At 61.3% G+C, this 10879-nt stretch carries 12 protein-coding genes and 1 pseudogene; 4 read left to right on the forward strand and 9 right to left on the reverse strand.

All coding sequences use genetic code 11. From position 1 onward, the window contains the following. Positions 1-43 precede the first annotated feature (43 nt). Both RTQ46_RS18175 and RTQ46_RS18180 read right to left on the reverse strand, forming a co-directional pair. Entirely contained in the window at positions 44-2302 is a 2259-nt protein-coding gene (locus tag RTQ46_RS18175) for an adenylate/guanylate cyclase domain-containing protein (protein WP_312438780.1), read from the reverse strand. Continuing rightward, positions 2302-3945 carry an HD domain-containing phosphohydrolase gene (locus RTQ46_RS18180; RefSeq protein WP_312438782.1) on the reverse strand — a complete coding sequence of 548 codons (1644 nt, stop codon included), beginning with the start codon at positions 3943-3945 and terminating at the stop codon, positions 2302-2304. Before RTQ46_RS18180 ends, RTQ46_RS18175 begins: the two co-directional genes overlap by 1 nt. A 180-nt stretch (positions 3946-4125) precedes the next feature. Between RTQ46_RS18180 and RTQ46_RS18185 the strand changes: the two genes are divergently transcribed. The 3 genes from RTQ46_RS18185 (at position 4126) to RTQ46_RS18195 (ending at position 5565) form a co-directional block, all read left to right on the forward strand. After that, positions 4126-5010 carry an MBL fold metallo-hydrolase gene (locus tag RTQ46_RS18185; protein ID WP_312438784.1) on the forward strand — a complete coding sequence of 295 codons (885 nt, stop codon included), beginning with the start codon at positions 4126-4128 and terminating at the stop codon, positions 5008-5010. 79 nt (positions 5011-5089) lie between these two features. Continuing rightward, positions 5090-5260 (forward strand): hypothetical protein, encoded by a 171-nt coding sequence (locus RTQ46_RS18190; protein ID WP_176460862.1) that lies wholly within the window; start codon positions 5090-5092, stop codon positions 5258-5260. 59 nt (positions 5261-5319) lie between these two features. Further along, positions 5320-5565 carry a hypothetical protein gene (locus tag RTQ46_RS18195; RefSeq protein WP_312438789.1) on the forward strand — a complete coding sequence of 82 codons (246 nt, stop codon included), beginning with the start codon at positions 5320-5322 and terminating at the stop codon, positions 5563-5565. 46 nt (positions 5566-5611) lie between these two features. Here the strand turns inward: RTQ46_RS18195 and RTQ46_RS18200 are convergent, their stop codons facing one another. The 7 genes from RTQ46_RS18200 to rpsF form a co-directional block, all read right to left on the reverse strand. Beyond that, positions 5612-6622, reverse strand: coding sequence for an inorganic phosphate transporter (locus tag RTQ46_RS18200; protein WP_312438790.1), 1011 nt, complete (start codon positions 6620-6622; stop codon positions 5612-5614). A 43-nt stretch (positions 6623-6665) separates the two neighbouring features. Then, positions 6666-7292 carry a DUF47 domain-containing protein gene (locus RTQ46_RS18205; RefSeq protein WP_065310472.1) on the reverse strand — a complete coding sequence of 209 codons (627 nt, stop codon included), beginning with the start codon at positions 7290-7292 and terminating at the stop codon, positions 6666-6668. A 95-nt stretch (positions 7293-7387) separates the two neighbouring features. Continuing rightward, positions 7388-8773 (reverse strand): replicative DNA helicase, encoded by a 1386-nt coding sequence (locus RTQ46_RS18210; RefSeq protein WP_312438792.1) that lies wholly within the window; start codon positions 8771-8773, stop codon positions 7388-7390. A 135-nt stretch (positions 8774-8908) separates the two neighbouring features. After that, positions 8909-9364: a 50S ribosomal protein L9 gene (rplI, locus tag RTQ46_RS18215; protein WP_308925157.1), complete on the reverse strand. Its 456-nt coding sequence runs from the start codon at positions 9362-9364 to the stop codon at positions 8909-8911. Between the two features lie 27 nt (positions 9365-9391). After that, positions 9392-9682: a 30S ribosomal protein S18 gene (gene rpsR / locus RTQ46_RS18220; RefSeq protein WP_010400024.1), complete on the reverse strand. Its 291-nt coding sequence runs from the start codon at positions 9680-9682 to the stop codon at positions 9392-9394. 26 nt (positions 9683-9708) lie between these two features. Next, positions 9709-10008, reverse strand: a complete 300-nt coding sequence (gene priB, locus RTQ46_RS18225; protein WP_034783455.1) for a primosomal replication protein N — start codon at positions 10006-10008, stop codon at positions 9709-9711. A 20-nt stretch (positions 10009-10028) separates the two neighbouring features. Continuing rightward, the gene (rpsF, locus tag RTQ46_RS18230) at positions 10029-10415 is read right to left on the reverse strand and encodes a 30S ribosomal protein S6 (RefSeq protein WP_010400028.1); all 387 of its coding nucleotides are present in this window, start codon (positions 10413-10415) and stop codon (positions 10029-10031) included. Positions 10416-10690: 275 nt separating this feature from the next. On the opposite strand from rpsF, the pseudogene RTQ46_RS18235 reads away from it, so the two are divergent. Further along, positions 10691-10879 (forward strand): annotated as a pseudogene (locus tag RTQ46_RS18235) (repressor LexA); the annotation flags it as partial.

A 10879-nucleotide genomic window follows, 5' to 3' on the forward strand; every position in this document is an offset into this window, starting at 1 on the left:
ACGGCTTTCGATTTCCAGTCAGAACTATTTATGTTACTGGCGGTTATTTTGTATCGAAGGTCGTGACGCCATCCCAGTCGTCTCCCGGCGGCTCGGCCCGGTAGCGGCGCAGCCGCTCGGCATACAGCGTGCGCAGCCCGTCTTGTGGCAAATCCAGCAAGATGGCCGAAGCGCCATCCCAGTCGCGTCCACGCAACAGTTGCAGCAAACGCGACCAGTTCGCCAGCAGCATTTGCTCCAGTGGGTCGATGTCAGCCAGCAAGCCGCGCGGCTCGTAAATGGCCACCGGTTCGGTCTTGCCCTTGACGCGCACACGGTCCAGTTCGCGATACGCAAACTGCGGCGCCTGCGCGCGCGTACATTCGCTGACCACGATGCCCACGCCATAGATCTTGGTAATGCCTTCCAGCCGTGCCCCCAGGTTGACGGCGTCGCCCATCACGGTATAGGCGCGGCGAATGCGCGAACCCATGTCGCCTACATGCATCAGGCCGCTGTTGATGCCGATGCCGATCTGCAGCGCGGGCCAGCCGCGCGCCTGGAATTCCCGGTTCAAACGCGCGGCGCTGTGCTGCATCAGCAGCGCGCTGGCCACCGCCCGGCCCGCATGGTCGGGAAATGCCACCGGCGCGCCCCAGAACGCCATCACCGCGTCGCCGATATATTTGTCGAGCGTGCCGCCATGGCTGTCGCGGATGTCTTCCGACATGGCCGTCAGGTACAGGTTGATATACTCGCGCAGCTCCTGCGGCGTCATCTGTTCGGAAATGGCCGTAAAGCCGCGCACGTCGGCAAACAGCACCGACAGGTCGCGGCTCTCGCCGTCCATGCTGTAGCGGTCCGGGTTGTCGGCCATCTGCGCCACCAGCTCGGGCGCCACATACTGGCCGAAGCGCGACACCAGCGCCCTGCCCTTGCGCACTTCAAAAAAGTACCCCCAGGCCAGGTTGGCCACGAACAGGGCGGCGATCAGCAGCAGTAACACGGCGCAGTCGAGCGCCGCATCGAGGCCGTGATACAGCCACCAGTTCAGGCCCAGCGTGCCGGCCAGCGCGAACGCGGTCAGCAAAACGGCGGCGGCCGGCGTGGCCACGGCCAGCGCGCCCCCCAGCAGCAGGCCCACGGCCAGTATCTGAGCAAATTCGAGCGCCAGCGCATAGTCGGGCCGCGACTTGAAGTGGCCGTCGAGGATGGACTTGATCAGGTTGGCGTGCACTTCCACCCCGGGAAACTCGGCATTGACGGGCGTGGCGCGAATATCGTTCAGGCCGGCCGCAGTGGTCCCCACCAGCACGATGGCGCCATGCAGCACCTCGGTCGGCACGGCCCCCAGCAGCACATCGGCCGCCGACACATAGCGGAACGCCCCGCCGTCGGGTCCGCCGTTGCCGCGATACTGGATGGTGGTGGTCAGCGCTTCGCCCACGGGAATGGAAAGGCGGCCACGCGGCGTAAACAAGGCAATGCGGTCCAGGCCGCCATGCGCGCGCTCGGCCTCGGACAGGGTATCGGCCGTCTGGCTGAAGACCGGGGCAATCGCGCGCGCTTTCAGGTAGACGCTGGCGGTGGCCAGCGACAGCGACGGGTAATAGCCGTCGCCGATGCGCTGCAGCAGGGTCGACGAGCGCAGCACGCCATCGCTGTCGGTCAGCGCTGTAAAGATGCCCGCCCCTTGCGCGGCCTGCTGCAGCTGGGCCAGGTTCGCTTCATAGCCGGGCGCGGTGAACGCCGTGACCGTGCGCCCATTCAGGTCGGCCACCGTAAACGCCGGCTTGGGCAGCACGCCCTTCTTTTGCCGGTCGGACACGCTGTAGCCGAGCACCACTGGCTGGCCGCGCATCGCTGCGGCAAACAGGGCGTCGTAATCCATCTGTGGTTTCAGCCGTTCGAGCTGGCTGCGCAAGCCCGGCACGCCGGCCAGCTCGCCCCTGGCCAGCTCGACCAGCACGCCGTAGCCGGAGCTGGTATCGGCTTCCGGAAACGAGATGTCGAAGCCGACCGCCGCCACGCCATAGTGCGCCGTCAGCTGGCTGACCAGCCGCGCCTGCACGTCGCGTCCCCACGGAAAGCGGCCGATCTGGTTCAGGCTTTTTTCATCGATATCGACGATCACGATGCGCGTGTCGAGTTCCGGCGTGTCGGCCCGCATGCGCATGTCGCCCAGCATGGCGTCCAGGCGCGCCAGCGTATCGGCGACCGTCTCGCCCACCAGGCCGACGCTGGCGCAGGCGGCCAGCACGGTCAACGTCGCTCCCAGCAGCAGCCGCGCGCCGTGCTTTTTCAGTGCGGAGGACCAGCGCATCAGGGCACGTAGCCCGGGATGGCCGCCTCGTCGACGGCGTCGATCTGCTCGGGATGCATGTGCTGCTGCGCAAACGCCAGGTACACCTTGCTACGGATAAACACGTCGAACAGGTCGGGATCGATATGGCCGTTCAGGCTGAACTGCCCCAGGATGCGCAGCGACTCGGACAGCGACTTGCCCTTTTTGTAGGGCCGGTCGCGCGCCGTCAGCGCTTCGAAAATATCGGCGATCGCCATCAGCCGCGCCGGCACCGACATCTGCTCTTTCGTCAGGCCGCGCGGATAGCCCTTGCCGTCCATGCGCTCGTGATGGCCGCCCGCATATTCCGGCACCTTCTGCAGGTGCTTGGGCCACGGCAAGGCTTCCAGCATGCGGATCGACACGGAAATATGGTTGTTGATGATCTTGCGTTCCGCTTCCGTCAGCGTGCCGAAACGGATGGTCAGGTTTTCCACTTCATTGGCATCGAGGAAATCGCGCTCCACGCCGCCGGGGCCGGTCCAGCGCCGCTGCGCGATCTGCCGCACGCGCTGCTGGTCCGCGGGCGACATGCCTTCGCCGCCGATATTGGCGTGGCGCAAAAAATCGCGCTCGTCGCGCAACCTCATCTGCTGCGCGTGCAAGTCTTGCGCGATGTCGTCCCGGCGCCCGGGCGCAGCCAGTTGCGCCTTCAGCGCCGCGATCTCCGCGTCGCGCAGCAGCACCTCGAAACGCGTGTCGATCAAATGGATGCGGTCATGGATGGTTTCCAGCTTGGTGGCCTTGTCGACCACATGCACGGGCGTGGTGATCTTGCCGCAATCGTGCAGCAGGCCAGCCAGCCACAGCTGCTTGCGCTCGTTATCGCTCAACTGGAAACCGGCCATCGGCCCGTGCGTGGTGGCGTGCACCGCATCGGCCAGCATCATGGTCAGTTCGGGTACGAACTGGCAATGGCGGCCCGTGTACGGCGACTTTTCATCGATGCCGATATTGATCAGGTTGACCAGGGACTCCAGCAATTGCTCCAGTTGGCGCAGCAGCAGCTGATTGGTCAGCGCCACGGCGGCCTGCGCCGCCAGCGCCTCGATAAAGCGCTGGTCGGTGGCGGAAAACGCCCGCACTGCGCCCGTGTCGCGGTCCTGTGCATTGATCAGCTGCAGCACTCCGATCAGCTCGCCTTCATGGTCGCTCATCGGCACCGTCAAAAATGACGTCGAACGGTAGCCGTAGTGGCCGTCAAACGCGCGCATGCCAGAAAAATTGAAGTCGCCGGACTGGTACACATCCTCGATATTGACCGAGCTGCGCCGGTGTGCGGCATAGGCTGCCACCGACGCCAGGTTCGGCGTGCCATCGGCCAGCCACAGGGCCACGCCCGGCACGCCGATGGCCACGCCGGCGCTGGCGCCCTGGCGGATGCCCAGGCTGTCGTTGAGGCTGATATGGAAGTCGAGGCTGCGTCCATCGGCGCTGGGGCGGTACAGCGTGCCGCCATCGGCGCCCGTCATGTCCTTGGCCACCATCACGATGCGCTCCAGCAAGGACGTGATATCGCCGCCATGCAGCATGCCTTGCGCCGCGCCACGGCCCAGCTCGACGCTCAGTTCGGTCAGCTGGTCGAGCCGCTGGGCGATTTGCTCGGGGTGCAACTGGAGCATGATAGAGGGCGATGATAAGTGGCAGAAACACCAGTGTACCGTCGGCTGCTACCGGCTGTACATTGCAAAAATACAATAAGTTAAAATACATTTCCGAAACACAACAACCATAAAAAAAGGCGGTTTCGCGTGCGACAATTGGAATAGAATCAACAATCGTTACACTATAACAAGGCAGCGATGAAATTCACCTTCAGGGGCGTACGCGGTTCGATACCGTCACCTGGTCCGCATACCGTGCGCTACGGCGGCAACACCACCTGCATCGAAGTGCGTACCGCCAGCGATGCGCTGCTGATCCTCGATGGCGGCAGCGGCATCTTTGCGCTGGCTGGCCAGTTGCCACCAGGACCGGTGGCGGCCCATATCCTGATCAGCCACAGCCATTGGGACCATATCCACGGCCTGCCGATGTTTGCCCCGCTGTTTATCCGCGGCAGCCAGGTGCGCCTGTACGGCGCGGCGGACGCGGCCGGCAACGGCATCGGCCACGTGATGGCCGCCCAGTTGCAGGACAATTATTTCCCCGTCAGCGAAGCGGCCATGGCGGCCGAGATCGGCTACCGCACGCTGGCCGTAGGCGAACGCGTGGCCATCGCCGACGCGGTGGTGACGAATGCCGAAATGAACCACCCGGTGATCAACCTGGGCTATCGCATCGAGTCCGGCGGCGCCGCGCTGTTCTTCAGCGGCGACCACGAACCGTTTGCCAATCCGCATGCCGCCGGCACGCCCGAACACGCGGCCTGCCAAGATGACATCGACCGGCGCCAGGGGGCCATCGACAAGACGGTCAACGGCGTCGATGCCCTGATCATGGACTGCTCCTACACGCGCGAAGAATACGAAGGCAAGCGCGGCTGGGGCCACGGCACCTTCGACGGCGCCCTGGAACTGGCCCTGCGCTGCGGCGTGAAACGGCTGTACTGCACCCACCACGAGCCGACCCGCAGCGACGACCAGCTGGAGGCCGTGTTTGCCGACGTGATGGCGCGCTTTGCAGACCGGCTGGGACCGTTGCAGGTGTTCCTGGCCGCCGAGGGTATGACGGTGGAAATCGTTTAAGCTGGCATATGTTGACCAGCGAACAGTATGCTGCGCCAGAACCGTGCATGATGAAGCTTCATACCTCAAGGAGAGCACCATGACCCAGCAAAGCGAAAAAGCGCGCGAACAGCAGCAGCGCGAAGATCAGCAAGCCCAGCATGAAGCGAACAAGAGCCGCCAGCAGGCGGAACAGGACAAGGGCGCGATCCGCCAGAATGACGGCCTGAAGGAACACCAGGGCGGCGACAAGGGCCCGCGCGGCCAGTAAGCTGCATGATGAAAGGAGCTGCGGCTCCTTTTTCTTTTCCACCTGCCCCCACGCTGCCCATGAAAAACCTGCTGACCATTGCCGGCCTGGCCCTGCTGGCGGCCCTCCTGACCGCCATTCTCGCCTTTATGGCGCTCGAACTGATGCCCTGCTCCTGGTTCGGCAGCCATTCCGAAGGCGCCTGCGGCTATGGCGCCGTGTTTGCCGTGATGGGCGCGGCACCGATCGTGTTTCTGCTACTCACTGCCGTGCTGTGCATCGGGTACGCGCGCCGGCGAGGCAAGCAGGCGCAGCTCGACCCATAAAAAAAGGGAGCCTGACGGCTCCCTTTTCACTGGCGGCGGCTATCCATCACATGATGTGGTGGCCAATCCACCAGGCCACGGCAGCAACAAACGCCGAAGCAGGAATCGTGAAGATCCAGGCCCAGACGATATTGCCCGCCACGCCCCAGCGCACTGCCGACATTTTTTGCGACGAGCCGACGCCGACGATGGCGCCCGTGATGGTGTGCGTGGTCGACACGGGAATGCCGAGCGCCGTCGAGACGAACAGCGTGATCGCGCCGCCGGTTTCGGCGCAGAAGCCGCCCACCGGTTTCAACTTGGTGATCTTCTGGCCCATGGTCTTGACGATGCGCCAGCCGCCGAACAGGGTGCCGAAGCTGATGGCCGTGTAGCACGAGATGATGACCCACAGCGGCGGCATCGCATCGGCCGCGCTCGAGTAGCCGGCGGCGATCAGCAGCATCCAGATAATGCCGATGGTTTTCTGCGCATCGTTGCCGCCGTGGCCCAGGCTGTAGGCGGCGGCCGAGGCCAGCTGCAAACGGCGGAACCATTTGTCGACCTTGCGCGGCGTCGAACGCACGAAAATCCACGACACGATCAGCATCATGATCGAGCCGAACACAAAGCCCAGCACGGGAGCGATGACGATAAAGGCCACGGTTTTCCACAGGCCGGCCGCAACCAGCGCGCCGGTGCCGGACTTGGCGACCGCCGCGCCCACCAGGCCGCCGATCAGCGCATGCGAGGACGACGACGGAATCCCGTAGTACCACGTAAACAGGTTCCAGAAGATGGCGCCCATCAGCGCGCCGAAGATCACGTACTGGTCGATCACGGCCGGATCAATGGTGCCCTTGCCCACCGTGGCGGCCACGGTCAGCTGGTGAAACACGAAAATGGCGACAAAGTTGAAGGTGGCAGCCATGGCAACCGCGGTCTGCGGTTTCAATACGCCCGTCGAGACCACCGTGGCGATCGCGTTGGCGGCATCGTGGAAGCCGTTCATGAAGTCAAACAGCAGCGCGAGGGCGATCAACAGGCCTAGCACGTAGATGCTGATTTGTATGGTCATTGGTATGTTCTTTTCTGATTCTGGTTCAGGACAGGCCCAACGCTTACGCGTTTTCGACGATGATGCCTTCGATGATGTTGGACACATCTTCGCAACGGTCGGTCACGGTTTCCAGAAGCTCGTAGATCGCCTTCATCTTGATCAGGTTGCGCACGTCCGGCTCGTCGCGGAACAGCTTGGACATGGCGGCGCGCATCACGTGGTCGGCGTCCGACTCCAGGCGGTCGATCTCTTCGCAGATGGCGACGATCTTGCGCGAGTTGTCCATGTTGTGCAGCAGGGCGACGGCGTCGCGCACTTTTTCGGTACAGGCCAGTACCAGTTCGGCCAGGCGCTTGGCTTCCGGCGTGACCGCTTTCAGGTCGTACAGGGACACGGTTTGCGCCGCGTCTTCCAGCAGGTCGAGGATGTCGTCCTGGCGCGTGATCAGCTGATGGATATCGTCGCGGTCGATCGGCGTGATGAAGGTCTTGTGCAGCATTTCGACCGTGGCGTAGGTGACCTTGTCGGCCTGTTTCTCGATGCTCTCGATGGCATGCACGCGATTTTCCAGGTCGTCGAAATTGGTCATCAGGCCGAGCATCTCTTTAGCGCCCTTGACGCACAGTTCCGCGTGCTGGTTAAACAATTCAAAAAACTTGCCCTCTGTGGGCATCAAGCGTCCAAACATGTCATTCTCCGTTAAGCATTGAGTCGTGTTATTTACTGCAGAAAGCCGCCCCCGGTGATGGAGGGGGCGGCCGATGGAATGCCAGTGCTGCTGTGTTAATCGCCTTGGTAAAGCGCCAGGCCACCACTGTAATTGCCAAATTTGGTGTACTGCCCCATGAAAGTGAGGCGGATGCTGCCGATTGGCCCGTTACGCTGTTTGCCGATAATGATTTCGGCGGTGCCCTTGTCGGGCGAGTCGGGGTTGTAGACCTCGTCGCGGTAAATGAACAGGATCACGTCGGCATCCTGTTCGATAGCGCCCGATTCGCGCAAGTCCGACATCACCGGACGCTTGTTCGGGCGCTGCTCCAGCGAGCGGTTCAGCTGGGACAGCGCGATCACGGGGCAACCGAGTTCCTTGGCCAGCCCTTTCAGGCCCCGCGAAATCTCGGAAATCTCGGTCGCGCGGTTGTCGCCCGGCGTATTGGCCGACATCAGCTGCAAGTAGTCGACGATGATCAGGCCCAGCTTGCCGCACTGGCGCGACAGGCGGCGCGAGCGGGCGCGCAGCTCGATCGAATTGAGCGCCGGCGTCTCGTCGATATACAGCTGCGCGTCGTTCATCTTCTGGATCGCGTTGGTCAGGCGCGGCCAGTCTTCGTCGTTCAGGCGGCCCGTGCGCAGGCGGTGCTGGTCGAGCTGGCCAACCGAGCCGAGCATACGCATGGCCAGCTGGGCGCCGCCCATCTCCATCGAGAACACGGCCACCGGCAAGCCGCTGTCGATCGCCACGTTCTCGCCGATATTGACGGAGAACGCGGTCTTGCCCATCGACGGGCGGCCGGCGACGATCACCAGGTCGCCCGGCTGCAGGCCGGATGTCATGCGGTCGAGATCGATGAAACCGGTCGGCACGCCGGTGATTTCACTTTGATTGTCGCGGCTGTACAGTTCGTCGATGCGCTCGACCACCTGCGTCAGCAGCGGCTGGATCGCGGTCCAGCCCTGGGCGCCGCGCGCGCCTTCTTCGGCGATCGCAAAAATCTTCGATTCGGCCTCGTCAAGCATCTGCTTGACTTCCTTGCCCTGCGGGCTGAAGGCGGTGCCCGAGATATCGTCGGCGACGGTGATCAGTTTGCGCAGCACGCCGCGATCGCGCACGATCTCGGCATAGCGGCGGATATTGGCGGCCGATGGTGTGTTTTGCGCCATCGCGTTCAGGTAAGCGAGTCCGCCCACGTCATCGGCCTTGCCGAGCTGGGTCAGGGTTTCAAAAACAGTAATGACATCGGCCGGCTTGGAGGCATTCACCATCTTGACGATTTGCTCGAAGATGATGCGATGGTCATAGCGATAGAAATCATCCGCATGCATGAAGTCGGCAATGCGGTCATACGCGGCATTGTCGCGCAGCAGGCCGCCGATGACGGATTGTTCTGCTTCGATCGAATGCGGCGGTATGCGGAGGGAATCCAGTTGTGGATCAGAGGGGGCGTTCATGGCGCGAATTATACCCGCTTCGGCGTCCGGGCAAAAATAAAGGACTGAAAATCAGCGAAAAAAAGGCGACAAAAAAGCCGGGCGAACCCGGCTTTTTATTGCGGCAAAGCCTGCAGGCCGCGGCCTGCAAACGATTTACGCGTTTGCGTCTGGTACGACAGCGATCACCACTTCCACCACCACGTCGGTGTGCAGGGCAACCGAAACGTTGTGCTCGCCAACAACTTTCAGCGGGCCGGTAGGCATGCGGATTTGTGCTTTTTCAACAGCAAAACCTTGCTTGGTCAGCGCTTCGGCGATGTCGAAGTTGGTGACGGAACCGAACAGACGGCCATCGACGCCAGCTTTTTGAGCAACTTGAACGGTCAGGCCGCTCAGTTTTTCGCCCTGGGCTTGCGATGCAGCCAGCTTGGCGGCAGCAGCTTTTTCCAGTTCGGCGCGCTTGACTTCGAATTCGGCGATCGCGGTAGCGGTAGCACGACGGGCCAGGCGTTGCGGGATCAGGAAGTTACGTGCGTAACCGTCTTTGACTTTGACGACTTCGCCGAGGTTACCGACGTTGACAACTTTTTCTAACAGAATGATTTGCATAGTTCTTCTCCAGGAATATCTGACCGATTAAGCGTGGTGCAGATCGGTGTATGGCAGCAGCGCGAGGAAGCGAGCGCGCTTGATTGCGGTGTCAACTTGGCGCTGGTAGTGCGCTTTGGTACCGGTCAGGCGTGCTGGCATGATCTTGCCGTTTTCTTGGACGAAGTCTTTCAGCGTGTCTACGTCTTTGTAGTCGACTTGTTCAACGTGAGCTGCGGTGAAGCGGCAGAACTTCTTGCGTTTGAACAGCGGGTTTTGCTGTTTGCGTTTTTCTTTAAGCTTGAGCTTATTTTTGTCGAACTTTTTACCGAATGCCATGTGAGGCTCCTGTATCTAAAAATGCGCTAGTCAGAATTGACAGCACTAAAATCAATGATGTGAAACACCAAACTCTTGCTGTTGCGGCTTTTCCTGGCCAGGAATCCCGTGAACTGATACACCCCGCCCAAGCTCGCCTGGCTGAACCGGCCTGAGATTTCACCAGCGGCTAGCGCGGCAACATCAAACTCGGTCAAACGGGCAATACCGGCTTCCATCTGCTGCGAACTGTGTTGCAATACTGCATTCACAATCGGCAGCCCTGCCGGGGTATAGCGCAATATTTCGCGCTCGGCAATGATGGCGGTAACTTGAAGCTGGTTCAGCGCACGTTCCTGATCAACAATTAAGCTGCTGCGGCTGGAGCGGCTGCTGGTGCTTCGGTGCGGTGGCTTTTGGCCGCGTCTTCGCGTTGTACCGATTTCATCATCGGCGAAGGAGCTGTTTCAGCTTTCTTCATTTTAACGGTCAGGTGACGCAACACGGCATCATTGAATTTGAATGCTGTTTCCAACTCGACCAGGGTCTCGTTGTCGCATTCGATGTTCAGGCAGATGTAGTGTGCTTTAGGCAGCTTTTGGATCGAGTAAGCCATTTGACGGCGGCCCCAATCTTCCACACGGTGAACCGAACCGCCGCGGGTGGTTACGCTGGCTTTGTAGCGTTCGATCATCGCGGGCACTTGCTCGCTTTGGTCCGGATGGACGATAAAGACTATTTCATAATGACGCATGCAAACTCCTTCAGGTCGGATTGATAATCGCCCACCTCGGCGTCAAGACGAGTGTGGGAAGGTCAGCCGAAGATTATAACCGGCTTTTGCAAACCGGGCAACCCTGTGCCTGGCGTTTGCGGCCGCCACGGCCGCAGCAGCGTGTTTTTTTCGCACGCCGGCACTTTTTCCATCAAAATCGCTGAAAAAGGCCGAAAGTCGCTTGCATAGTCGGCGATACTGTACAAAAATACAGACTGTTCATATAGACAGCATTTCAGTATGCGCCCACCCCCATGATCAAGCTGACAGCACGACAAGAACAAATCCTGAACCTGATCAAGGACGCGATTGAAAACACGGGCTTTCCTCCGACCCGTGCCGAAATCGCCAACGAATTGGGTTTCAAATCGGCCAATGCGGCCGAAGAGCATTTGCAGGCCCTGGCCCGCAAAGGCGCGATCGAAATTTCGCCGGGCACCTCG

The sequence above is a fragment of the Janthinobacterium sp. genome (assembly GCF_031995485.1).
Classification (GTDB): Bacteria; Pseudomonadota; Gammaproteobacteria; order Burkholderiales; family Burkholderiaceae_D; genus Janthinobacterium.

What these genes read in the sequence shown, in the direction of transcription:
- RTQ46_RS18205 (WP_065310472.1), bottom strand. Translation starts at nt 7,292, where the DNA reads ATGTTTGGACGCTTGATGCCCACAGAGGGCAAGTTTTTTGAATTGTTT.
- rplI (WP_308925157.1), bottom strand. Translation starts at nt 9,364, where the DNA reads ATGCAAATCATTCTGTTAGAAAAAGTTGTCAACGTCGGTAACCTCGGC.
- rpsF (WP_010400028.1), bottom strand. Translation starts at nt 10,415, where the DNA reads ATGCGTCATTATGAAATAGTCTTTATCGTCCATCCGGACCAAAGCGAG.
- RTQ46_RS18175 (WP_312438780.1), bottom strand. Translation starts at nt 2,302, where the DNA reads ATGCGCTGGTCCTCCGCACTGAAAAAGCACGGCGCGCGGCTGCTGCTG.
- RTQ46_RS18195 (WP_312438789.1), top strand. Translation starts at nt 5,320, where the DNA reads ATGAAAAACCTGCTGACCATTGCCGGCCTGGCCCTGCTGGCGGCCCTC.
- RTQ46_RS18210 (WP_312438792.1), bottom strand. Translation starts at nt 8,773, where the DNA reads ATGAACGCCCCCTCTGATCCACAACTGGATTCCCTCCGCATACCGCCG.
- RTQ46_RS18180 (WP_312438782.1), bottom strand. Translation starts at nt 3,945, where the DNA reads ATGCTCCAGTTGCACCCCGAGCAAATCGCCCAGCGGCTCGACCAGCTG.
- RTQ46_RS18200 (WP_312438790.1), bottom strand. Translation starts at nt 6,622, where the DNA reads ATGACCATACAAATCAGCATCTACGTGCTAGGCCTGTTGATCGCCCTC.
- RTQ46_RS18190 (WP_176460862.1), top strand. Translation starts at nt 5,090, where the DNA reads ATGACCCAGCAAAGCGAAAAAGCGCGCGAACAGCAGCAGCGCGAAGAT.
- RTQ46_RS18185 (WP_312438784.1), top strand. Translation starts at nt 4,126, where the DNA reads ATGAAATTCACCTTCAGGGGCGTACGCGGTTCGATACCGTCACCTGGT.
- rpsR (WP_010400024.1), bottom strand. Translation starts at nt 9,682, where the DNA reads ATGGCATTCGGTAAAAAGTTCGACAAAAATAAGCTCAAGCTTAAAGAA.